Raw genomic sequence first — 22,641 nt, 5'->3', positions numbered from 1 at the left:
AAAAGATTTTTTCTCAGATATATGAGCACTCACATTACTAGCCCCACCAGAAAAACGCACATTGCGAGCTAAAACGCTCCGTGAATATCCGATCTCAGTAAATGACCGCTTTGGGTCCTGGCCGTGTAAAAACAGAAAAAACCTGGTCTAACTCAAGAATCTTCACCCTCAGCTTCCTGTTGAGCCCACACAAGTCTTTGCTCGGATGATTACCACCTGATGCTGTGGTGATAGATGGGAATGGCAGAATCAGCAGAAGCTCTTATTTGGCCCTGAATAGACGGAAAAACAGGGCTTTTACGCCCTCGCGGCCCTCATCAACTCATTGACACCCAAGATCTTTATGACACGCTTTAGGTTGTAGGCCAACACATGAAGACTCATTTCCGTGCTCACATTTTTGAACTGCTTGGTCATGAAATGTGTCGCCCCCATCCAAGCCTTCAGCGTGCCAAAGGGATGCTCCACCGTTTGGCGCCTTAAGCGCATCATTTCCGGGTTCCAATTAAGACGTGACTGCGCGGCTTCGAGTATATCTTCATGTTCCCAACGCCTTATCCGCCTCTGCTTTCCTGTTGTGCATTTTTCCCTTAGGGAGCAGCTGACACATGACGAACTCCAATAAGTATCTAGCTTCTGCCCATTTTCTTCAGATACATACCGCCAAGTAAGCCGCTGCCCTGCTGGACAAGAATATTCATTTATTTCAGGAAGATACCGAAAGGCTTCTCTTGGGAACAGTCCCTTTGCCTGGTTGGGCGATGTCATCGGCTTGGGGAGGTAAGTAGTGATTCCTTCCTTGTGGCAGGACAAAATTTCCTCGCCCTTGAAGTAGCCTCTATCCGCTACGACTTCCAGCTCCTTGATGCCAGTGGCCTCCCGAGCTTGCTTGGCCATGATGAACAACTGCCCCCGATCATGTCCGACGTTGGTCACCTCATGGGCAACAATTAGATGATGCTTGCTATCGACCGCTGTCTGTACGTTGTATCCCACCGTCCCGGTACCTCTACCACTCGTGGCCATCGACCTGGAGTCTGGATCCGTCAAGGAAATTTGTTGGTCGGGAGACTGAAGTCGCGCCTCCTCAACTGATTGTAATCGTGCAGTTTCTTCCCTGAGCTTCGTGATTTTATCTTTCAGGTGCGCTGTCCTCGCCTCTGCCAGTGCAGGTTCCTCGCGATCAGCTGCGTCAAGCTGACCAAGGTACCGATTGAAGCTTTCTTCGATCTGCTCAAGGCGACACTTCATCTTGGTCGCCGTGAAATTACGGTTGCGGTTGTTGACGGCTTTGAACTTGCTGCCGTCAATGGTCACGATGGCTTGGGAGAATAGCTCCAGTCGCTGGCAAAGCACGATGAACTCTCGACAGACACGGCGGATGGCCTCGCCATAGTTCTTTCGAAAATCGGCAACCGTCTTGAAATCTGGTGTCAGGCGCTCTGTCAGCCACATCAGCTCGACATTGCGCTGCGTCTCGCGCTCCAAACGGCGACTCGACTGGATGCGATTGAGGTAGCCGTAGATATAGAGCTTCAGGAGTACAGCGGGATGATAGGCGGGCCTACCTGTTGCATGCGGATCGACGCCCTTAAAACCAAGCCCTCTAAGATCGAGACCTTCTATGAACGCCTCTATGGCACGGACAGGGTTATCGTCTGCGATGAAATCGTCTAAAAGCGCAGGGAATAACGTACTTTGATTTCGGGCCTCGCCTACCACGAATCGCTTCATCACTATTTCCTCAGCGAACCTCGTCAAAGTATAGCGACCATCACGTTTTCACACAGCCTCGGTCGAGGTTGTGTGAAAACACTCGGGCTGTCCTGAAGGAGAAGCTTGTACGTGAAATCTGGAGCAAACTTGCCATGCAACACCTCATAATTTGCGAGAGAGCACTAATTTTGATTGATTTTTGACAAGCGTGAGACGCTCTAAACGTTTTCACACAGCCTCGGCCGAAAGCAGTCATTAGCCCCCCATCCCTATCTGCAAAATATGCCCAGCCATGTGTATATATCGTCAAGTTTTGGAGCATTTTGATCATGCGAGATGTTGAATCTTGCAGGCCTAACGTTTGATGCCATCAAGAAAACATTAGATTCCTGCATTAAAACATCCCGAAGCCAGGCGTCTACAGACTCACAGACTTGATCATTTTCATTTGGTGGAACGACGAAAGAGTTATTCCCATTCTGGCGGATGAAAAAATGCTCTGGAATGTAGAGTGCACGGCCGCCACGAGCATAGGCCACTATTTCACCGCTCATGTCTGGCAAGTAAGCTTCACTGCTTTGTAAGCACTCTAATGCCTGTCGAAACGTTTCTAATGGCTGAGGAAAGCGATCACGTAGATCAAAAGCACGATACGCAAATACACTATGCGAAGGGTTATCACTTGGCGGCTGTGCCGATGTCATCTTACTCTCCAACTGCAAACTTACTGCTAGCGTCTCAGTCACCTTAGCACCAGAATTAGAGATCTGCTTGTAATTCCGCTTGCTTGATCTCGGGACTCGCCTACCACGAGTCGCTTCCTTGTTACCCTGACTTTGAGCGTCAGCAACTGAATAGAGCATAGCTATAGGCAGCAGTTTGAGGGCTCAAACCTTATTGCCTAGTCATCGTAATTAATCCAATGATGAGGCTTACGCTCTTCCAGTAAAGCGTGATATGGCTTTTTTTGTGTCGGGAGCCACCACGTTTGACGCTTGGAACCAAGTATATTGACTTCCCCCACACTCAATTACCTGGAACAGTCAGCCGGGCTTGAATCGTTATAAGCTTCCAAAGCTTTCTCCATCACCTGCAGCAACGCCTCAATGCGCGATCCGTGAGCAGGATGCGTCGTCTGGGGGCTGTCCGCCACCGAGGGTGGCCATGTTGCTCCACAAGGCCACGCTTTGATGGGGGTCGAACCCTGCCCGCGCCATGATCTCAAGCCCCATGAGATCGGCTTCTTCATGAGTGCGGCTGAAGGGCAGACTAATGCCAAGCTGAGCACCGAGGCCCAAGGCCTGCATCAATTGTTGCTGTCCAAAATCAACCTCACCGAGAATCACTACCAGCAACAACACGGTTTTAATGCCGAGCTGTTGGGTGAGACGCTCATTACCATGACCAGCCAACACATGGGCTACTTCATGGTCGATTACTGCTGCAAGCTGGGCTGGCGTCTCAGCCACCCTGAGCAAGCCAGTATTTACGCCGATGCGTCCACCTAGCAAAGCGAAGGCGTTCGGAGACGGGTTTTCGAAAACGACAATCTCCCAGGCGTCAGGCAGTTCAGCGTTTGAGTAATGAACTTCAGCGGCATTCACTATTTTCTGAGCAACACATTGCACCTGTTTGTTCACAGCGACGTCGCGGGACACCGGCTGTCGACTAAGAAGCTGATCAAAGGCGTCTTCACCCATTTGAGACATCATGCTTTCGGGTACTAGCGCCAGCTAAGAGCGACCGCTCGGAGTCTCGTCGCAACCGCCCAGTAGTCCCAAAGGAAGCATCATCAATAGACAGAATTTGAATCGAAGTCGCATCGCATCATCTCTCATTCAGTAAACTGGCGGACGTCTCACTGCATTAGCCAATGCTATAGTCAATCTCAAACCATGGCTCTCCAGGCTATGCTACGCACCAACGATTAGCCGTTATACCTCAACACGAGATTATAGAACCGTGTCACTATGCTTGTGCCTACGCTAGTGTTCATGGCAAAGCTAGGGAGAAGCATGAGAGGCAAGGGATATCAGGGAGCCTACACATACAGAAATCCCGGCTGCTTAGCCGGGATATTATTACTATATGGGGGCGGAGATCTCAGTCCGAATCGCTTACTTAAAACTCTTCCCATTCCAGTTCTGCCACCTTAGCCCTAGTAGGCCTACCTACAATGGGTCGATCCTGCTTAAGACTAGCAACTGGCTTTGTCACAGGTTTGCCAAGAGGAAGAGACGTACGATGTTCACCACCCTCTAGCTTGAAGGTTGCCACCGCTGATTCAAGCTGAGCTGCCTGCTCTTCGAGGGAAGATGCTGCTGTGGCGGCTTCCTGCACAAGAGCTGCGTTTTGTTGAGTCACCTCATCCATCTGTGAAACTGCTTGGTTAACCTGCTCGATACCTTCACTTTGTTCTATGGAAGCAGCAGAGATTTCATCCATGATATCGGCAACTCGCTTCACAGAAGCCATAATTTCTTCCATTGTTTGACCAGCGCCCTCCACTAGAGTGGAGCCCTGGTGAACCTGTCCCGCTGAAGTTTCTATTAATTTTCTGATCTCCTTCGCTGCATCAGCACTACGACTAGCGAGGTTACGTACTTCAGTTGCAACAACAGCGAAACCGCGGCCTTGCTCACCGGCCCGTGCAGCCTCGACCGATGCATTAAGTGCCAGAATATTGGTCTGAAAAGCAATCGAATCGATCACGCCGATGATGTCACTAATCTTTCTAGAGCTTTCAGCAATGCTATGCATCGTTTCGACAACTTGACCTACCGCGTCACCACCACGGGCTGCCGTGGCAGACGCATTGCTCGCAAGGGTACTACCCTGTCGCGCATTATCGGAGTTTTGCTTCACTGTCGCGGTGAGCTGCTCCATGCTGGCAGCCGTCTCTTCCAGCGAAGCAGCTTGTTGTTCAGTACGCGAAGATAAATCAGCGTTGCCAGTTGAAATTTCACGTGCACCGATATGAATTGAGCCGCTACTGTCACGCACGGTTGAGACCGTTTGAGAAAGTCCCGATTGCATATATCGCATAGCTGCGAACAGCTGACCAATTTCGTTCCGGCCACGATCAGCAATCTTATGCGATAAGTCACCCTGGGCAATGCGCTCAAAATGGTGAACAGCTTCCTGAAGGGGTTGAATGACAACACGCATCATACCGATCCTAACCAAGACAACACTAAGGATAACCAGCAGCAATGCAGCCAAACCCACATACCCTGACGTCGTCATGGTTGCTTGATAACCAGCCATTAGATCCTGACCACGTGTTCTGGCAAAGTCGATAAAGGCTTCATTAGTTTGGATATAAGCCAGATTGAGTCGGTCGCCTTCACGCTTAGCAGCACGATAAGCCCTTTCGTTATAGCTCTGGAGCGCCTCATGCTGTGGAACCAAGCCTTGGGAGAGAAGCTCAGCGAAAGCTACCTCGACTGCATCTGTATAAGGCTTGCCCTGCTCCGTCTTAGGCACAGCCAAGAACGCATCAAAACGCTGCTGAGCCAACTGCAGCGCTTGACCCGCCTTTTCCAGGTAGTTTCTTGCTAGTGTTTCGTCACCTTCGTTCAATGCATCCAGATGGTTAAGAAAAAACAGCTGAGTATCAGCAACATTTACCTGAGCACGGTTAAGCGTATTCAACTGCTGCACGTTAATGCGGTTTAGCTCATCTATCGAACCAGCGCCCAACATGCTGGATTTGTAGCCAAGTGCAGCTACGATGAGAATCAAGGTAGTAAATAAGCCTAATACAACCGTCAAACTCGCCTTAACGGTTAATTTTTTCAATAGGTTATGCATCTATGTTCTCTAAGAGAGGGGAGTCATTCTACTTGAATGCGTCCAGCCACTGGGAAGGCACCTGCCTTAACAATCATCTAAATACTGATTTAGATGAAGTTAAAAATAATATCGGCATCAGACACATGAAAATTAAATAAAAAAATCGAATTTTGAAAAAAAATGATCTGCATCAATTTTAAAATAAAGTAACCTCTTTGTTTTTAGTTAATTGGTTATTAATATCAAATAGTTAAGCCGTTGAAACAATCTTAAGTTCATGAATTGTGACTTAGCTCACAACTCCCTCGCAGGTTTCGCTCGCCCGTGGCCACCTATGGTGCCATTTTTTGCTTGCCCCCTATATCTGCCCTTTCCAAGCTGGATCTACTATCTTTACCGTTAGCAACTCCTGTAGGGAAATGATCATGCCATCGTCAACCGACTGTGAAAGCAATTTTGAGAGACAAGTGGCTGTGCTACTCGGGGCTAGTGACAACCTCAGTTTAGATGTACTGATCCGACAGGGAGTCCCTTTGTCGGCTATAGACAGGGTCGCAGAGTATGGCGTGGACGCTGGAGAGCTGGGTATTATCAGTAAAATTGCTCTCAAGCGTAGATTGAATCAGGGAAAACCTCTCACCCCCTGCGAGGGTGACAAACTTTATCGGGCTATTCTGGCAACACTCCTCGCAACATCGATTTTCCGCAACAAACGAAAATCAGATATTTGGCTTCATAAGCCGCGAAAAGCGTTCGGGGGGCGAACTGCGCTGGAGGCGACTGCTACCACACCGGGGTACAAGTGCGTTGTAACGCTTCTTGAGCAACTGCGTCACGGGTTTGCCGCTTGAATTCAGAATTACTCCAATGAGTAACGGTGCATCAAAGCCTGTGATCTGTTTATATCAGCGACAAGCATAGGCCGCGGGCAATAGTGATACTTGTTAACGCCTTAGCTTTTCAAACTCTTTCGCGTCCTGTAAACAAAAGTCTTTCAAAAAACTTGCCAGTTGCGATCCAACGTTCATGCCTAATCTACAAATTCCTTGTAAAGATATAGCAGTTTCAAACACATATAATGGGTTAGCCACCTGTTGCATTCATAAACCTCACGATCTGAACCTCACCATCCGTCGTAAAGTGATGACGCTCGGGCTTTTTCTTCATGGCCGCCACTATGTGCACTTTAAGCCGCTGGATATCACCCGGATAACGTCGCATTACAGCGCGCAAATCTACCGAGTGCTCATTGCCCAAGCAAAGGAGTAGCCGCCCTTCTGCCGTCACCCGAACACGATTACAGGCACCACAGAAATTGTGGCTATGAGGTGAAATGAAGCCAATGCGCGATTGGCTGTCAGACATACGGTAATAACGGGATGGCCCTAAGGTAGTCTCGGTGGTGGGTAAGAGTTGATAATGGTTTTCTATGGTCTCACGCACCGTATCGGTGGGAAGAAAGGTCTCGCCACGGTTATGCTCGCTGATAGCGCCCAGCGGCATTTCCTCGATAAAACTGATATCCACTTCCTCATCACGGGCAAAGTTCACCAAGTGGAGGATTTCGTCGTCATTTCGCCCCTTAAGCAATACGGCGTTGAGCTTAATCGACTGAAACCCAGCGCGGCGAGCTGCGCGGATACCCGCGACCACCTGGCTAAGGTCACCTGTCCGGGTTAATGCTTTAAAGCGCTCGGGCTTGAGTGAGTCGAGACTGATATTGAGACGATCAAGTCCGCCTAAACGTAAGGCCTCGGCATGTTTGACTAATCCTGAGCCGTTGGTGGTCATGGCCAGCTCGCGCAGGCCTTCCAATTCACCGAGTTTTTGCACTAGCGTTAGTACGCCCTGGCGTACCAGCGGCTCCCCGCCAGTTAGGCGGATTTTTTCCACCCCCAGCTCTACGAAGGCCTGCGACAGCGTGGCTATTTCTTCAAGGGTAAGCAGTTGGGCCCGAGGCAGGAAGGTCATCTCCTCAGCCATGCAATAAACACAGCGAAAATCACAACGATCAGTCACCGATATGCGCAGGTAACGCACCGTACGGCCAAACCCATCGACTAGCGCACTCAATCTGAGGGCTCCTCTGCTTGGGCACTGGCGTTAACGGGTAGCCGAGCTATGAGCCCTTTCACTTCGGCGGTGACCTCTTCATTGGTTTCCTCATCATAAAGTTGGGCCCGCCGCTTGCGCAGGCCGTTCTCATACAGCTTGACGTGCTCAGTGGGTATAACGCCCGCTTTGGAAAGACAGTGGCTGGCGCAATCCATCTGACACCCATCAATGGCTACGATAGGCCTCCCGGAGCGGGCGATGCGTACCAGACCGGGCACACCACCGCCGACACCGGTAATGCAGGACATTTCTGCCTCTCCTGCATGGTCAAGACGCAGAGCAACACTATTGGCCAGTTGCGCCACATCAGAACAGCCGGAGCAGGCATAAATCAGTGTGCGCGGTTTATGATGTGAAGACATACCCTCTCCTATAAAAGCAAACGACGTCAGCGGTCACGCCAGAAAAAGCGATTCAAGCGTCGAACTGACTGATCGGGTAATAGGGGTATGAGTCCCCTTCTGTCACGTCGGAGTCAGGGTTAATCATCAGATAACCATGGGCCTGACTGGCCGCACTGAGCATATGCGACCCCTGCCCGCCCGCTAACTGCGCCACGGGAGTCCCCTGTGACCAATCCAGCTCCACCCGTAATAGCTCGCAGCGCCCTTGGGGCCCACGCTGAGAAAAGCCGGCTTTTACCGGGTAACGCTGTAGAGCCGCTACAGCTCTACCTTGCATGGCATGTATAAACGGCAGCGCCAGCAGTTGCCAGCCCACCAGGGATGCCACGGGGTTACCCGGTAGCGCGATGAGTGGCTTGGCAGAAGAAGGCTCCAGGCCAAGATAACCGAACGCAAAGGGCTTCCCTGGCTTCATCGCGACACCATGAAAATGCAGCCCGCCGCGCTGCTCGATCACCGGGCGAACATGATCCTCTTCGCCTACCGAAACGCCCCCAGTACACATCACCATATCTGCAACGGTTTGTGCGTGTTCAAAGGCCTGATGCAATGACGCTGGCGAATCAGCAATGACGCCCAAATCCAGCACGTCGCACTGAGCTTGCGTTAGCAGTACGTTAAGCATGGCGCGATTGCTGTCGTACACCTGCCCCGGTGACCGCGACATGCCAGGGGCAATCAGTTCATCGCCGGTTGAGAGCAGTGCCACCCGCAGGCGCCGTTTGACGGTAACAGCATTTATCCCATGGCTTGCCAACAGCGAAATCGACGCGGCATCAAGAAACTTACCCACAGCGAGTAGCGGGGTACCCATGCGGGTCTCCTCGCCTTGACGACGAATATTAGCGCCTACCACCAAGTTACCCTCAAGGTGTATATGCCCGCGCTGATCAAGCGTTACCCGCTCTTGAGGCACTACAATATCCGCCCCCATGGGTACCGGCGCGCCGGTAAAAATACGCGCGGAGCCTCCTTTCGGTAGCAGCATGACGCCTGCACCTGCCGGCACGCGTTGAAGAATGGGTAAGCCAGAGCCGAGAGGTGTCGCTTGGTAGTCAGCCAGACACAGCGCGTAGCCATCCATAGCGCTATTGTCCACCCCCGGCATATCGAGAGGTGCGACCACCGTTTCGGCCAGCACTCGCCCCGCAGAGTGTTCAAGGGTGATGTTTTCTACTGCATTCATGGGCCTGGCGGCGTCGATAAGCCGTTGACGTGCATCAAACAGCTCTAACAAGCCGGGCGTGACGATTTCTGCGCAGTGACAGTTCATAAGCGCTCCACCTCATTGAAAGAAGTCGCTTTTTGGCGTCCACTGCACGGGGTCGCTGAAGGCAGCACCATGGCGGCGAAGTTGCAGGGCCGAGTGCGGGAGTCCAGCTGCAAAGCGATTATTTTGTCCCACGCCAACGCACACGCTTTGGGCGAGCCGGGCATCGCAAACATCATCGTTCGGTTGGCCACCCCCGCTACGGCGCGAGACTGGATCGTCGCGGTGCCGATGGTCTGCAAAGAATAGTGTCGGAACAGCTCGCCATAACCTTCAATCGCTTTGTCGAACAGCGGTATCAACGCCTCGGGAGTGGTATCTCGGGCGGTAAAGCCAGTGCCGCCATTAACCAGAATCGCGTGAATATCTGTTCGCGCAATCCATTCCGAGACCACGGAACGAACCTGATAGATATCATCACGAACGATGCGTCTCTCCACCAGGATATGGCCGCTTTCGCTCAGGTGTTTAACCAGCAAGTCACCGCTGCCATCCTCATCGAAACCACGCGTATCGGAAACCGTTAGCACCGCGATGCCAAGCGGAGCGAAAAGGGCATCTACAGGAACATGGGACATCAAGCCTCTCCTATTAGCTTTCCTATTGCATCAAGCTGCCGCCAGCATCGTCATCCAGAACAATCCCTTCGACGCCTATTTCGCTCTCTAACGCCAGCAAATAGTGACGCAGCGCGCGTCGAGTTGCCTGCTCCCGTAGGCTATGGCGCACCCGGTCAATAACTTGATCGAAAGGTAACGCCCTACCTTCTCTGCGCTCGTCAATACTCACCACATGCCAGCCATAGCGAGACGCCAAGGGGCGCTCGTGTAGACCTTCGGGCAAGTGCTGCAAAGCGCGATCCAACTCTGGAACAGTTTGCCCTGATACCAACCAACCCAAATCACCATCCAGCTCTTTTGAAGGGCACGCGGAGTGGTGCTGAGTAAATTCGGCAAACCGTTCGGGTATCTGATTAAGCTGTTCGAGTAGCTTTTCGCCAAGCTGGTAAGCGTCGTCGCGCCCCTGGGAGTCATCGGCTGCGGCCGCGAGCAGGATATGCCGAACGCGTAACTGGGTCGGTTCGCTGAAGCGCTCCCGGTGGGTGTCGAAAAAGCGCTGGCAATCGGCCTCCCCCGGCTCGGGCACCTCAAGTTCCTGCTCAAGCAAGGCAGCAATCGCCGCATCTTCCTGTGCTTCGCTAACTTCCTGTGTCGATAGTAGGCCCAGGACGCTAGCACGCTGGCGAAGCAGCTCTCGAACCACCAACGCACGAGCAGCCTGAAGCTGGGCCTCACCCGCCGTTTCAGCGGGGTGATACTGCATCTCTAACGCAATCGTTTCTTCACCGATACCAGCGCTGCCGACGCGTACCGGAGGCGGAGCGATGCCTCCAGGTAGTTGTTCGATATCAATCATCTGCATGTTATTTCTCCTCTAGTCCTGGACGTGCACAAGCCGGTTTTTAGCTGCGCCGACGGACAAGCTGGTAGCGGCGAGTCACATAGCCGAAAGGTACGCTCCACACATGCACCAGCCGCGAAAACGGGAACAGCAGAATGATGGTCAGGCCAATAAAGATATGCAGTTTGTAGATCCACGACACTTCCTGCATGTAATCCGCCGCACCGCCGCTGAAGAAGACAATCGACTGCGCCCAGCTGGAGAGCGTCAACATCATTTCACCGTCCATATGGCCTAGCGAGAAAATGATGGTCACCATGCCAAGACATGCCTGTAAGACGATCAAACCCAGGATCAAGGTATCCATTAAGCTCGACGATGCCTTTACGCGAGGATTGAACAATCGCCGATAGAGCAACATGGCGCCGCCCACCACGCACATGGCACCGGCGATACCGCCGACCACGATGGCAATCAGCTGCTTGGTGCCTGCATGCAGGAAAGGTGCGTAGACCCAGTGCGGCGTGAGCATGCCCACCAAATGACCAAAGAAGATGACGATAATCCCGATATGGAACAGGTTGCTGGCCAGGCGCATGTTTTTCGAGGACAGCATTTGGCTGGAGCCGGTCTTCCAGGTGAACTGGCCTTGGTCGTAACGCATGAGACTTCCGACCAAGAACACCGTACCGGCCAGATAGGGGTAATAGCCGTAGATAAGATGTTGCAAGTATTCTATGAACATGGCGATTCTCCTTTTAGCGATCGGCCACGGTTGAGGGAGGGGCAGCGCTCCAGGCGGACGGCATGATTTTGACGGGATCGCTGTGCACCGTATTCTTGCGCTCGGCAAGCCGCCGCCCTTCCGCAGACTGCAGCGCGCAGTCTTCGTCAGAGGTCGCCGAAAAGCGTACCGCTTCTTCTTCCCATACGGCGTCCAAGGCTTCGGGGGTGTTATCAGGCGCTTCTTTTTTGACCTGGGGCCGATGCTCTTCGACATCCCCCTCGGCCCCGATTAACGCCAACAGTGACAGCGGTACTAGCGCGTGATCTGCTCCCCGCTCCTCCAGCCGTGCGGTCAGCAGCGCCAGAATATGGCGTATTTCGCCCAGCCAGCGGCCAATCTCGGCTTCGTCGCACATCGAAAGGTATTCAAGAAACACCGGTAGATGATCGGGCAGTTCACGGGCATCCAACTCGAACCCGGCCGCGCTGTACTCAGCCATGAGATCCACCATGGCCTGGCCACGGTCACGGGACTCGCCGTGAACGTGTTCGAATAGCAGCAGCGAGGTAGCCCTTCCCTTATCGAACATGGCGACGTATTCGGCCTGCAGCTCAAGCAAGTCGCCATCGTTAAGACGCTGACACCACTCCATTAATGACGATTTGAGAGCCGCCTCCAGGCGGCGCTCGGCATTGAGGATTTCGATGAGCTCGCCGCAGGCATCCTGCAGTTCCTGGGTCGGGTAATCGAGCAGGCGGGCCAGTACGCGTAGGCTACGCATGCCCTGTAGCGGCTCGAACGACGGCTCTACCAGGGTCGGCGATGGGGTAGCGGCTTCAGTCATGACGAGACTCCTCAAGTTGTGGCTGCGGGTCGAAGACCTCTACCGGTTTGACCAACACGCTGGTCTGCTTACGGCCGTTAAATAGACTGGGCTGGCTCTCACCGTGGCAACCATCACCAAAGGTAAAGCCACATCCGCCCCGTTCGGGGAAGGCTTCGGTGGCCATTTCCCGATGGCTGGTGGGGATCACAAACCGATCCTCGTAGTTGGCAATGGCCAGGTAGCGGTACATCTCCTCTACCTGGGCCACGCTCAGCCCCACGGCGTCGAGCACTTCGGCGTTGGGGGCACCCTCCACATGCTTGCCGCGCATGTAAACGCGCATCGCCATTAAGCGCTTGAGTGCCAACACCACGGGCTCCTCTTCGCCAGCGGTGAGTAGATTGGCCAAGTACTTCACGGGGATACGAAGCGATTCGATTTTGGGCAGGATGCCGTCGAACTCGACATGCCCTGCCTCGGCGGCGGACTGAATCGGTGACAGCGGCGGCACGTACCACACCATCGGCAGCGTGCGGTATTCCGGGTGCAGCGGCAGCGCCAATCCCCAGTCGATAGCCATCTTGTAAACCGGTGAGGCCTGGGCGGCTTTGATGACGTTATCCTGGATGCCATCCCGCTTGGCCTGGGCAATCACTTCCGGATCATTGGGATCAAGGAAGATCTCGCGCTGGCGATGGTAGAGGTCACGCTCGTCGGGAGAGCTTGCCACTTCCTCAATGCGGTCGGCGTCATACAGCAGCACGCCGAGGTAACGAATGCGCCCCACACAGGTCTCGGAGCAGATAGTCGGCTGACCGGCTTCGATACGTGGATAGCAGAAGATGCACTTCTCGGACTTACCGCTTTTCCAGTTGTAGTAGATCTTCTTGTAGGGGCAGCCGGAGATACACATCCGCCAGCCGCGGCACTTGTCCTGGTCGATTAGAACGATGCCGTCCTCTTCCCGCTTGTAGATCGCACCGCTGGGGCAAGCCGCCACACAGGTAGGATTCAAGCAGTGCTCGCACAGACGCGGCAGATACATCATGAAGGTATTTTCGAACTGGCCGTATATATCTGCCTGCACCTTGTCGAAGTTGGCGTCTTTGCGCCGCTTGGCGAACTCGGTGCCGAGAATCTCTTCCCAGTTCGGGCCCCATTCAATCTTTTTCATGCGCTGACCGGAAATCAGTGAGCGTGGGCGCGCCACCGGCTGGTGCTCACCGATTTTGGCGGTATGCAGGTGTTGGTAGTCGAACGTGAACGGCTCATAGTAGTCGTCCATTTCGGGCAGGTCGGGGTTGGCGAAGATATTCGCCAGCACCCGCCATTTACCACCAATTCGCGGTTCAATCCGGCCATCGGTCCGGCGCATCCAGCCGCCCTTCCACTTGGTTTGGTTCTCCCACTCTTTTGGGTAGCCGATACCGGGCTTGGTCTCGACGTTATTGAACCAGGCGTACTCCATACCTTCGCGACTGGTCCAGACATTTTTGCAGGTCACCGAACAGGTGTGGCAACCGATACACTTATCAAGGTTGAGAACCATGCCTACCTGGGAGCGAATCTTCATTTCACGGCCTCCTGAGCACTGTTCTTCTGAACACTGTCATTGCCTTCACCATCCAGCCAGTCAACGTGTTTCATCTTGCGTACCAGCACGAACTCGTCGCGATTGGAGCCGACCGTTCCGTAATAATTGAAACTGTACGAAAGCTGCGCGTAGCCGCCGATCATGTGAGTGGGCTTGGGGCAGACACGGGTGACAGAGTTGTGGATACCGCCTCGGGTGCCGGTTATTTCAGAACCGGGCACGTTCACGTTGCGCTCTTGGGCGTGGTACATCATTACCATGCCCGCCTTGACCCGCTGACTGACTACCGCTCGCGCGGCAATCGAGCCGTTGGCGTTGTAGACCTCGATCCAGTCGTTGTCCTCGATATCGATCTCCCCTGCGTCCGCCTCGGAGAGCCATACCACCGGGCCGCCTCGGTTGAGCGTCAGCATCAGCAGGTTGTCCGAGTAAGTAGAGTGGATACCCCACTTCTGGTGCGGCGTGAGGAAGTTCAGCGCTTTGCTCTTGAAGCCGTTGTCAGCGGGCAGCGTGAAGCCTTTGGCCGCCTTGGTATCGATGGGTGGGCGATAGACCAGCAGGCTTTCGCCGAAAGCGCGCATCCAGGCATGATCCTGATAGAACTGCTGGCGGCCACTCACTGTGCGCCAGGGAATCAGCTCGTGAACGTTGGTGTAACCGGCGTTATAGGAGACGTGTTCATCTTCTAGGCCGGACCAGGTCGGGCTGGAGATAATCTTGCGCGGCTGGGCGACGATATCGCGAAAGCGAATTTTCTCTTCGTGTTTGGGTCTCGCCAGGTGGGTATGGTCACGTCCGGTAATCTTGGAGAGTGCATCCCAGGCTTTTACTGCCACGGCGCCGTTGGTTTCCGGCGCCAGGGTCAGAATCATCTCGGCGGCATCGATAGCGCTGTCGATCAATGGGCGTCCTTTATGCGGGCCATCCAATTTGCGATGGTTGAGTTTGCCCAGCAGCTCGACTTCAGTATCGGTATTCCAGGCAATGCCCTTGCCGCCGTTACCGATGCTTTCCAGCAGCGGCCCAACGGAAGTGAAGCGCTCATAGGTTTCGGGGTAATTACGCTTGACCTCTATCAGCGATGGCATGGTCTTGCCGGGAATCGGCGCGCATTCGCCCTTTTTCCAATCCATCACCGCCGGTTGGGCCAACTCCCCTGGCGAATCGTGCTGCATCGGCAGCGTAACCAAGTCGGTCTCCTCGCCCAGGTGGCCTAGGCACACCTTGGAGAAAGCCTTGGCAATACCTTTATAAATATCCCAGTCGCTACGCGACTCCCATGCCGGATCGGTCGCCGCGGTCAACGGGTGGATAAAGGGGTGCATGTCAGAAGTATTGAGATCGTCCTTCTCATACCAAGTGGCCGTAGGCAACACGACATCCGAGTAGAGGCAGGTGGTGGACATGCGAAAATCTAGAGTCACCAACAAGTCGAGCTTGCCTTCCGGTGCCTCGTCACGCCACACGACCTCCTCAGGTTTTTGTCCGCCGAAGTCGCCCAGGTCTTTGCCCTGAATACCATGGCGGGTACCCAGCAGGTACTTGAGCATGTATTCATGGCCCTTGCCGGAGCTACCCAGTAAGTTAGAGCGCCAGATGAACATATTGCGCGGGAAGTTCTGTGGAGCATCGGGGTCTTCAGCGGCAAAACGCAGCTCACCGCTTTTAAGTTGCTGAACCGCATAGTCGGCGGTAGACATACCCGCAGCTTCGGCTTTTTTCGCCAGGCGCAGCGGGTTTGTGTCCAGTTGAGGTGCTGACGGCAACCAGCCCATACGCTCGGCGCGCACGTTAAAATCAATCAGGCTGCCGGGATAATCCTCGGCCTTAGCCAACGGTGAGAGGATCTCTTTGATTTCGAGCTTCTCGTAGCGCCACTGGGAGGAGTGGTTATAGAAGAACGAGGTAGAGTTCATATGGCGCGGTGGGCGCTGCCAGTCGAGGCCGAAGGCCAGCGGTGTCCAGCCAGTCTGCGGACGCAATTTCTCCTGCCCCACATAATGAGCCCAACCGCCACCGCTCTGGCCGATACAACCGCACATGACCAGCATATTGATCAGACCGCGGTAGTTCATGTCCATGTGGTACCAGTGGTTCATACCGGCACCGACGATGATCATGCTACGCCCGTTGGTTTTATTGGCATTGTCGGCAAATTCACGGGCAATGCGGGTGCACTGCTCTGCAGGGACACCGGTGATTTTCTCCTGCCACGCTGGGGTATAGGGGCGAATCTGGCTATACGCTGTCGCGCCATCATCTTCACCCTCTCCAATGAAACCCCGGTCGATACCATAGTTAGCACACATCAGGTCGAAAACAGTGACAGCCAGCATTTCACTGCCATCAGCTCGTTTCAGTCGTTTGGCGGGCAGGTTGTGGAACAGCAGGTCATCAGCAGCACCTACACCGGCACCTTTCACGTGCTTAAAGTGTTCGTGCTCAATACCTCCGAAGTACGGAAATGCAACGCGCGCCACACTATCGTAATGTTCGGCCAAAGTGAGTAGCGGCTTGATCTCCGTGCCCTCGGCATCCAGCGATTCAAGGTTCCACTTGCCCACTTCATCGCCGGTCTCGCCCCACCGGAAACCGATGGAACCGCGCGGCACCACCAGCTGGTCGCGGGTTTCGTCCCAGGCAACGGTTTTCCACTCAGGATTGTTTTCCTGACCCAGGGCGGCATCAAAGTCGCTAGCCCGCAATTGGCGGCCCGGCACAAGGCTTCCGTCCTCACGTACCTCTAATTCAACCAAGAACGGCATGTCGGTGTAGCGGCGCACATAGTCAGTGAAGTAAGCACTGGGCTTGTCGAGGTGGAATTCTTTGAGGATGACGTGCCCCATGGCCATCGCCAGGGCGGCATCGGTGCCCTGTTTGGCGGACAGCCACTCGTCGGTGAGTTTGGAAACTTCGGCGTAGTCCGGGGTAATCGAAACCGTCTTGGTGCCCTTGTAGCGCACTTCGGTAAAGAAGTGGGCATCTGGGGTACGCGTCTGGGGTACGTTGGAGCCCCAGGCGATAATGTAGCCCGAGTTGTACCAGTCTGCGGACTCGGGCACGTCGGTCTGCTCGCCCCAGGTCATCGGTGAGGCCGGCGGCAGGTCGCAGTACCAGTCGTAGAAGCTCATGCAGACGCCACCAATCAACGACAGGTAGCGGCTGCCTGCTGCGTAACTGACCATCGACATGGCGGGAATCGGAGAGAAGCCAATGATTCGGTCGGGGCCGTACTGCTTGGCGGTGTAAACGTTAGAGGCAGCGACCAGCTCGTTGAGCTCTTCCCAGTCACCGCGAACGAAGCCGCCCATGCCGCGAGCACGCTTGTACTGTTTGGTCTTGGCGGGGTCTTCGACAATAGACGCCCAGGCATCGACTGGGTCGGGATGGGCCTTAAGCGCTTCGCGCCATAGCGCCAGCAGCGGCTTTCGGATCAATGGATACTTCAGGCGATTGGCGCTGTACAGATACCAGGAGTAGCTGGCACCGCGTGGACAGCCACGCGGTTCATGGTTAGGAAGATCAGGCCGAGTGCGTGGGTAGTCAGTTTGCTGGGTTTCCCAGGTGACCAAGCCGTTCTTAACGTAGATCTTCCAGCTACAGGAGCCGGTACAGTTTACGCCATGGGTAGAGCGCACCACTTTATCGTGCTGCCAGCGGGCACGATAACTATCTTCCCAATCGCGCGACTCGCTGCGCAGTTCGCCGTGCTCATTGGCAAAAGGCTCTCGCGCTTTGCGGAAAAAATTCAGCCGGTCAATGAAATGACTCATGGACAATCTCCAGGCTTTTCAAAATACAGCGATTGCCTGCTGACAGGCACCTTGGAGATCGATTCTGGGGGATTAAAGCGGCAATTACTGCGTGGTTACCCCTATATAGCCTCTCTCTACCTCTTAGGTGATAGTCAGGAAAGCCACTGGGGATAGAGGGCTGAAATAGCTTGCTGTCATTGATCTATGTCATCGATGCTAAGCACAAGTTTTGTATGCTCTTTAAACCTGAACAACGCTCCGGCACTTCGCCAATAGGCTTACCATGACCGCACGCCACAACCCTAAACGCTTCGCTTTTATACGCCTTGCCTTTCGACCCTTCTTTCTATTGGGGGCACTGTTTAGCCTACTCTCACTGCTCGTTTGGCTGGCTTTTTGGCACGGCAACCTATGGCTCACCCCCTACGGTGGCATGCTGTGGTGGCATCAGCACGAAATGCTGTTTGGGTTTGGCAGTGCCATTATTGCCGGATTTCTACTCACGGCGGTTCAGAATTGGACAGGGCGCCCTGGCCTTTCTGGCTGGCCACTATTAGCACTCGTAAGCCTATGGCTGACAGCTCGCTTACTCCTCGCTTACGCTGCTCACCTGCCCGCTTGGTGGTTGTTACTAATTGATGGTGCGTTTTTGCCGTTAGTGGCGCTAGCCATGGCAAAACCGGTCATCACCGAACGAATGTGGCGGAACCTGATGTTTGTTCCCGTTCTGCTAGCGCTGGCGTTGACGAATATCGCCATGCATGTAGGTGTGATGAGCGGCAATGCGCTATTGATTCGGGAGGCGGGGCACTTGGCGATGCTTATCATCACGTTAGTGATGGTGCTGCTAGGGGGGCGCGTCATTCCGTTTTTTACGTCGCGCAAACTGGGGGTTCCTCAACCTGAGCGTACACGCTTGATTGAGATCGGCAGTATGGGCGCCCTGGCAGCAGCCGTCCTACTTCAAGGGGTGCTGATGATAAGCGGTCTGCACGCTGACACGATGCTGGCAGCGTTAATGGTGATAGCGGCTATCAGCAACGCTTGGCGTTTAAGCCATTGGAAGGGGTGGCAAAGCTGGAGAGAACCACTGCTCTGGGGATTACACCTTAGCTATGCATTTATTCCGCTCGGGCTTGCGATGTGGGCATGGCAGCTCTTCACTGGTCAACGGGTAGAAACCGCTTTGCACGCGCTTGCGATTGGTAGCATGGGCACGATGATGCTGGCAATGATGTCACGGGTATCGCTAGGCCACACAGGACGCGCCATTCGCACACTGCCAGGGATTGGGGTCGCGATAGCGGTGCTGCTTATCGCTGCGCTGCTACGCTCGGTATGGCTAGTGCTCTTTCCTCAATCTAGCCACTGGGTTTACAGCGTTGTCATTATTGCCTGGTGCTTAAGTTATCTAGTGTTTGTGTTGCACTACGCTGTGCCACTGTTGAGCGCGCGTGTTGATGGCGAGGAAGGCTAACCATCGCCCATTGTTGGCGCGGCAAACAGCAAGGGAGGACGAGGGTGATTGAACACTACTTAATACTGAAACACCTGCATATCACAACGGCTTATGCCAGCCTGGCATTTTTTGTTCTACGGGCGTTATGGTCGGTTCGGAGAGTATCTTTACTGCAAGCGCGCTGGGTTAAAATCGTCCCCCATGTGATCGATACCCTACTGCTCACGTTCGGCGTAACACTAGCCGTTATACTCAACTTCTGGCCACTACCGTCCTGGCTGAGCGCTAAAATCACCGCGCTTGTGATTTATATTTTGCTCGGCACTGTCGCTATCAAGCGTGGTAAAACGCCTAAAATTCGTGCTTCTGCCGCCGTCGCCGCGGTTTTGGTGTTCGCGTATATAGTCGGCGCTGCGGTAGAGCGTTCCCCACTCTCCTGGCTTGGCTAAAGCATCAACGCTCGTGTCGAGAGGTGGGTAGCATATGAGCCCAACAAGGCGGAGAAGAGGGTTCACTATCACTAGCGTCCTCTTCTGCAAGCGCGGCCAGCGTCGCTTCCTTTAGCACTGGAAGGTGCGACTTCTCTATGTAGCGACTTGCGGTGAGCAGCGTCAAACGCCCCTGCCGCGCATACGCCATTAGTGGTAGCAAATTATCTAGTGTTCTTTCCAGCTCATGACGGTAGCGTGAGTTAAACACTGCTTGGCTAATCTGTTGCTGATGGTAGTGACGGCGTAATTCGTTTGATGGCGCCACCTCCCTGCACCACTCATCCAGTGCAAGGGAGCTATGCGATTTCCCGCGTGGCCACAACCGGTCGACTAATATTCGAGCTCCATCCTGCTCGTCGATAGGGGCGTATACGCGCTTTAGTTCAATGTGATAAATCATCGCTCTGTCACCCTATCCGCTGACAATGCCCTATTTGCTGCTACTCTAGAGATACTATCCCATGTGATGCAAAAAACGGTTTAGCCGATGTTCACTGGAGGGGTTACCGATGAAAGTAATGGCCTACATGAAGATGCCTTTCAGCTATCGTGAAGGGTGGCGAGAACTTCAGGCAAAGTCTCCCTCAATTCCACTGCTGGCATGGTGTGTGGTGTTACCCATGTCGCTGCTTCCCCCCGTTATGCTCTACTTTGCTGGCACGCATTATGGCGATGCTTTCATGACAGGCTTTGCTGACCGCGAGTGGCGATTCATCACCACTATTCTCTTTTTAGCTGAACTACTGACATTTTTCATCATGGGCTGGGTAATTCACGCCGTCGTCAATGGCACGGAGCAGCTCTCCATCAATTATCAAGATGCCTACCTACTGGCGGCTTTGGCTCCTTTGCCGCTCTGGGCATCTTCATTGGCGCTGGGGGTGCCCAGTCTGCTCTTTAATACGCTAGTGGCGCTCTTTGCACTAGGCATCTCTTGCAGTTTGATTTACCACGGTTTACAAGCGCTCTGCACAAGAAAAGAGCATGACGTCGTCACTATCTCCGCTACCTACACCATTATGTCGGCTGGCATTTTAGGGTGGGGAGTGCTGTTAGCCGTTATTTGGGCTTATTGAGCGGGGATAGGTTTACGGTGATAGTGCATATCGACAAGGGAGCTCAGCTTGTTTGAGCCCCCTCCTTCTTGCTCTATCGCCAATGCTCAGCAGCACCCTGCGAGTTACGCCACATTTAACGCTTCGGCTGGGCCAAAGTGCTCAAAGTGTCGCTTCGAAGCTGGTACACCCAAGCGCTCCAGCTCTTGATTAATGAGCACCATAAAACCGTGTGGCCCCACGAAATAGCAACGAGCCTGGGCCGGCAAATAGTCCGATAGCAGGCTCCGGTTAATGCGTCCTTGATGATTCCCGCCCGCCTCATTTTCGTAGATGGTGACAGTATTCAACTGGGCGGGGTATGCATTGCGTAACTCCGCTAAATCATCGGCAAAGGCGTGGTGCTCAGCATCCAGCGCGGCATGCAGGTAGGTAACAGTGCGTCCCTGTTCAAGCGCCTGCTTGGCAATTGGCAGCAAGGGTGTTTGACCGACGCCCCCGCTAATCAGCATCAACGGCTCTTTATTCCCTGCCAAGATCAACTCACCCGCAGGCGGCAGCAGTTCGATGGTGTCGCCTACGCTAAGCTGATCATGAAAATAGCGGCTTGCTACACCGTGAGTTTCCCGCTTGATAGAGAGCCGATAGGAGTGCCCGTTGGGAACATCCGAAAGGCTATAGTGACGGTAAACCGGTTGGCCACCGATGGTAAGTTTGACACCGATATATTGCCCTGGGAGGTGGGCGGCAACTTGGCCACCATCTTCAGGTTCGAGAATGAACGAGCGAATCACGCGGCTTTCCTGGTGGGTTTTCGCAATACGAAAACGTCGAGCACCACGCCAACCGCCTGGCTCCTGCTCAAAAGCTTGGTAGCGCTGCTTTTCCAGGCTTATTAGCAGGTCAGCCAACTCCTGATAGAGCGCACTCCATGCATCGGCGACTTCCGGTGTTACTGCATCACCGAGTACTTCACCAATCGCCGCCATCAAACACTCACCCACAATGGGGTATTGATCCGGCTGAATATCCAGGGCGACGTGCTTATTGACCACGATTTCTAACGTCTCTCTGGCTTTTTGAGGGGACTGGCGTAGCTGCACATAGGCAAGAATCATCCCTGCCAGTGCGCGGGGTTGCCCGCCATTTTGCTGATGCGCTTGATTAAATAGGGGCTTTACCTGGGGGTAGCGCTCAAACATAAGCGGGTAAAAGCGTTGAGTAATCACGTCTAGATGTTCTGCCACCACAGGTGCAGTGGCTTGAACAATCTCTTCTTGCATTGGTGTCAACATAAGCGCCCCATAAGATATATTTTAAATATATCTTTAAAATATCAAGCTTTACTCTCGCCGTAAACAAGAAGTCGAATATCATTTCCGCACGCCTGCGCAGACCGTACAATGGCGTTTTACCTGAGCTGATGGCCCTCTATGCACTTGACTCGCTATACCGATTACGCCATCCGCGTACTTCTCTACCTCGCGGTTAAGGGCGAAGAACGCTCCACAATCAATGAGATAGCGGAGACGTTCTCCATCTCACGTAATCACTTGATGAAAATCGTTCAAGAGCTTAATCAGAAGGGATATCTCACCGCCATACGCGGTAAAAGTGGTGGATTATTGCTGGGTCGACGGCCAGAAACTATTTCATTGGGGGCTTTGGTCCGAGATACCGAACATGAGATGGCACTGGTTGAGTGTTTCCGCGAAGATAATAAATGCGTCATCACTCCATCTTGCCGTTTGCAGCCGATTTTGGCGGAAGCGCTCTCGGCATTTCTTGGTGTATTGGATCAATATACGCTTGCCGACCTGCTAACAGATCGTACATCACAGCTCTCAACGCTGATGCGTATTCCCACCCTCACCGTCCCCCACTAGCCGCTCGGTTACTAACGCCTTTGGCGTAAAGGTAGCGCTTTGCAAAACTATTCACCTGTAAAGAAGTAATTTACTTACTACAATTATGTAAAATAAGCATTTGTTAACATGAATTTGTAGAATAAGTATTGCAAAGAAGCCAACACG

20 protein-coding genes are annotated in these 22,641 nt (G+C 53.7%); 5 read left to right on the top strand and 15 right to left on the bottom strand.

Features of this window, described 5'->3' with window-relative positions; translation table 11 throughout:
• Nucleotides 1–297: 297 nt before the first annotated feature.
• The 4 genes from QHL1GM_RS03075 to QHL1GM_RS03065 form a co-directional block, all read right to left on the bottom strand.
• Nucleotides 298–1,734 (bottom strand): IS1182 family transposase, encoded by a 1,437-nt coding sequence (locus QHL1GM_RS03075; RefSeq protein ID WP_071693166.1) that lies wholly within the window; start codon nt 1,732–1,734, stop codon nt 298–300.
• A gap of 251 nt (nt 1,735–1,985) precedes the next feature.
• Nucleotides 1,986–2,420 (bottom strand): hypothetical protein, encoded by a 435-nt coding sequence (locus tag QHL1GM_RS19065; protein ID WP_175540343.1) that lies wholly within the window; start codon nt 2,418–2,420, stop codon nt 1,986–1,988.
• A 399-nt stretch (nt 2,421–2,819) separates the two neighbouring features.
• Nucleotides 2,820–3,428 (bottom strand): M48 family metallopeptidase, encoded by a 609-nt coding sequence (locus QHL1GM_RS03070; RefSeq protein WP_368087058.1) that lies wholly within the window; start codon nt 3,426–3,428, stop codon nt 2,820–2,822.
• 409 nt (nt 3,429–3,837) lie between these two features.
• Nucleotides 3,838–5,529 (bottom strand): methyl-accepting chemotaxis protein, encoded by a 1,692-nt coding sequence (locus tag QHL1GM_RS03065; RefSeq protein WP_071693165.1) that lies wholly within the window; start codon nt 5,527–5,529, stop codon nt 3,838–3,840.
• Nucleotides 5,530–5,930: 401 nt separating this feature from the next.
• Here QHL1GM_RS03065 and QHL1GM_RS19890 point away from each other — a divergent pair, with 401 nt between their 5' ends.
• A complete protein-coding gene (locus tag QHL1GM_RS19890) occupies nt 5,931–6,362 on the top strand; it encodes an antitoxin Xre/MbcA/ParS toxin-binding domain-containing protein (protein ID WP_083570964.1) in 432 nt (143 codons plus the stop codon).
• 232 nt (nt 6,363–6,594) lie between these two features.
• On the opposite strand, the gene moaA is transcribed toward QHL1GM_RS19890, so the two are convergent.
• Genes moaA through QHL1GM_RS03015 form a run of 9 tightly spaced genes read right to left on the bottom strand, consistent with a single transcriptional unit; the run spans nt 6,595 to nt 17,621 of the window.
• Entirely contained in the window at nt 6,595–7,584 is a 990-nt protein-coding gene (gene moaA, locus QHL1GM_RS03055; protein WP_071693163.1) for a GTP 3',8-cyclase MoaA, read from the bottom strand.
• The gene (locus QHL1GM_RS03050; protein ID WP_071693162.1) at nt 7,581–7,988 is read right to left on the bottom strand and encodes a putative zinc-binding protein; all 408 of its coding nucleotides are present in this window, start codon (nt 7,986–7,988) and stop codon (nt 7,581–7,583) included. Before QHL1GM_RS03050 ends, moaA begins: the two co-directional genes overlap by 4 nt.
• 52 nt (nt 7,989–8,040) lie before the next feature.
• On the bottom strand, nt 8,041–9,303 hold the full coding sequence (gene glp / locus QHL1GM_RS03045) for a gephyrin-like molybdotransferase Glp (RefSeq protein WP_071693161.1): 1,263 nt from the start codon (nt 9,301–9,303) through the stop codon (nt 8,041–8,043).
• Nucleotides 9,300–9,878 (bottom strand): molybdenum cofactor biosynthesis protein B, encoded by a 579-nt coding sequence (gene moaB, locus QHL1GM_RS03040; protein WP_071693160.1) that lies wholly within the window; start codon nt 9,876–9,878, stop codon nt 9,300–9,302. Before moaB ends, glp begins: the two co-directional genes overlap by 4 nt.
• Nucleotides 9,879–9,900: 22 nt before the next feature.
• On the bottom strand, nt 9,901–10,722 hold the full coding sequence (locus QHL1GM_RS03035; protein WP_071693159.1) for a peptidylprolyl isomerase: 822 nt from the start codon (nt 10,720–10,722) through the stop codon (nt 9,901–9,903).
• Between the two features lie 40 nt (nt 10,723–10,762).
• Nucleotides 10,763–11,446, bottom strand: a complete 684-nt coding sequence (gene narI, locus QHL1GM_RS03030) for a respiratory nitrate reductase subunit gamma (protein ID WP_071693158.1) — start codon at nt 11,444–11,446, stop codon at nt 10,763–10,765.
• Between the two features lie 13 nt (nt 11,447–11,459).
• Nucleotides 11,460–12,272, bottom strand: a complete 813-nt coding sequence (gene narJ, locus QHL1GM_RS03025; RefSeq protein WP_071693157.1) for a nitrate reductase molybdenum cofactor assembly chaperone — start codon at nt 12,270–12,272, stop codon at nt 11,460–11,462.
• Nucleotides 12,265–13,827, bottom strand: a complete 1,563-nt coding sequence (narH, locus tag QHL1GM_RS03020; protein ID WP_071693156.1) for a nitrate reductase subunit beta — start codon at nt 13,825–13,827, stop codon at nt 12,265–12,267. Before narH ends, narJ begins: the two co-directional genes overlap by 8 nt.
• The gene (locus QHL1GM_RS03015) at nt 13,824–17,621 is read right to left on the bottom strand and encodes a nitrate reductase subunit alpha (RefSeq protein WP_071693155.1); all 3,798 of its coding nucleotides are present in this window, start codon (nt 17,619–17,621) and stop codon (nt 13,824–13,826) included. Before QHL1GM_RS03015 ends, narH begins: the two co-directional genes overlap by 4 nt.
• A 265-nt stretch (nt 17,622–17,886) precedes the next feature.
• Between QHL1GM_RS03015 and QHL1GM_RS03010 the strand changes: the two genes are divergently transcribed.
• Complete coding sequence (locus tag QHL1GM_RS03010) at nt 17,887–19,080, top strand: NnrS family protein (protein ID WP_071693154.1); 1,194 nt, start codon at nt 17,887–17,889, stop codon at nt 19,078–19,080.
• Nucleotides 19,081–19,127: 47 nt separating this feature from the next.
• Nucleotides 19,128–19,511: a SirB2 family protein gene (locus tag QHL1GM_RS03005; protein ID WP_071695892.1), complete on the top strand. Its 384-nt coding sequence runs from the start codon at nt 19,128–19,130 to the stop codon at nt 19,509–19,511.
• Between the two features lie 4 nt (nt 19,512–19,515).
• Here QHL1GM_RS03005 and QHL1GM_RS03000 read toward each other — a convergent pair whose 3' ends face one another.
• A complete protein-coding gene (locus QHL1GM_RS03000; RefSeq protein ID WP_071693153.1) occupies nt 19,516–19,953 on the bottom strand; it encodes a DUF488 domain-containing protein in 438 nt (145 codons plus the stop codon).
• Nucleotides 19,954–20,062: 109 nt separating this feature from the next.
• Between QHL1GM_RS03000 and QHL1GM_RS02995 the strand changes: the two genes are divergently transcribed.
• On the top strand, nt 20,063–20,629 hold the full coding sequence (locus QHL1GM_RS02995; RefSeq protein ID WP_071693152.1) for a YIP1 family protein: 567 nt from the start codon (nt 20,063–20,065) through the stop codon (nt 20,627–20,629).
• Nucleotides 20,630–20,733: 104 nt separating this feature from the next.
• On the opposite strand, the gene hmpA is transcribed toward QHL1GM_RS02995, so the two are convergent.
• Nucleotides 20,734–21,903 (bottom strand): NO-inducible flavohemoprotein, encoded by a 1,170-nt coding sequence (gene hmpA, locus QHL1GM_RS02990; protein ID WP_071693151.1) that lies wholly within the window; start codon nt 21,901–21,903, stop codon nt 20,734–20,736.
• A gap of 138 nt (nt 21,904–22,041) precedes the next feature.
• On the opposite strand from hmpA, the gene QHL1GM_RS02985 reads away from it, so the two are divergent.
• Nucleotides 22,042–22,494 (top strand): Rrf2 family transcriptional regulator, encoded by a 453-nt coding sequence (locus QHL1GM_RS02985; protein ID WP_071693150.1) that lies wholly within the window; start codon nt 22,042–22,044, stop codon nt 22,492–22,494.
• Nucleotides 22,495–22,641 lie beyond the last annotated feature (147 nt).

It is taken from the genome of Halomonas sp. QHL1, assembly GCF_001882345.1.
Taxonomy (GTDB): domain Bacteria; phylum Pseudomonadota; class Gammaproteobacteria; order Pseudomonadales; family Halomonadaceae; genus Vreelandella.
The sequence above is the reverse complement of the archived record's forward strand: the minus strand, read 5'-3'. Positions and strand labels throughout refer to the sequence as shown.

Bases quoted from the DNA above. Each gene is read 5' to 3' on its own strand.
- QHL1GM_RS03075 (WP_071693166.1), bottom strand. From the start codon at position 1,734: ATGAAGCGATTCGTGGTAGGCGAGGCCCGAAATCAAAGTACGTTATTC.
- QHL1GM_RS19065 (WP_175540343.1), bottom strand. From the start codon at position 2,420: ATGACATCGGCACAGCCGCCAAGTGATAACCCTTCGCATAGTGTATTT.
- QHL1GM_RS03070 (WP_368087058.1), bottom strand. From the start codon at position 3,428: ATGATGTCTCAAATGGGTGAAGACGCCTTTGATCAGCTTCTTAGTCGA.
- QHL1GM_RS03065 (WP_071693165.1), bottom strand. From the start codon at position 5,529: ATGCATAACCTATTGAAAAAATTAACCGTTAAGGCGAGTTTGACGGTT.
- QHL1GM_RS19890 (WP_083570964.1), top strand. From the start codon at position 5,931: ATGATCATGCCATCGTCAACCGACTGTGAAAGCAATTTTGAGAGACAA.
- QHL1GM_RS03050 (WP_071693162.1), bottom strand. From the start codon at position 7,988: ATGTCTTCACATCATAAACCGCGCACACTGATTTATGCCTGCTCCGGC.
- glp (WP_071693161.1), bottom strand. From the start codon at position 9,303: ATGAACTGTCACTGCGCAGAAATCGTCACGCCCGGCTTGTTAGAGCTG.
- moaB (WP_071693160.1), bottom strand. From the start codon at position 9,878: ATGTCCCATGTTCCTGTAGATGCCCTTTTCGCTCCGCTTGGCATCGCG.
- QHL1GM_RS03035 (WP_071693159.1), bottom strand. From the start codon at position 10,722: ATGCAGATGATTGATATCGAACAACTACCTGGAGGCATCGCTCCGCCT.
- narI (WP_071693158.1), bottom strand. From the start codon at position 11,446: ATGTTCATAGAATACTTGCAACATCTTATCTACGGCTATTACCCCTAT.
- narJ (WP_071693157.1), bottom strand. From the start codon at position 12,272: ATGACTGAAGCCGCTACCCCATCGCCGACCCTGGTAGAGCCGTCGTTC.
- narH (WP_071693156.1), bottom strand. From the start codon at position 13,827: ATGAAGATTCGCTCCCAGGTAGGCATGGTTCTCAACCTTGATAAGTGT.
- QHL1GM_RS03015 (WP_071693155.1), bottom strand. From the start codon at position 17,621: ATGAGTCATTTCATTGACCGGCTGAATTTTTTCCGCAAAGCGCGAGAG.
- QHL1GM_RS03010 (WP_071693154.1), top strand. From the start codon at position 17,887: ATGACCGCACGCCACAACCCTAAACGCTTCGCTTTTATACGCCTTGCC.
- QHL1GM_RS03000 (WP_071693153.1), bottom strand. From the start codon at position 19,953: ATGATTTATCACATTGAACTAAAGCGCGTATACGCCCCTATCGACGAG.
- QHL1GM_RS02995 (WP_071693152.1), top strand. From the start codon at position 20,063: ATGAAAGTAATGGCCTACATGAAGATGCCTTTCAGCTATCGTGAAGGG.
- hmpA (WP_071693151.1), bottom strand. From the start codon at position 21,903: ATGTTGACACCAATGCAAGAAGAGATTGTTCAAGCCACTGCACCTGTG.
- QHL1GM_RS02985 (WP_071693150.1), top strand. From the start codon at position 22,042: ATGCACTTGACTCGCTATACCGATTACGCCATCCGCGTACTTCTCTAC.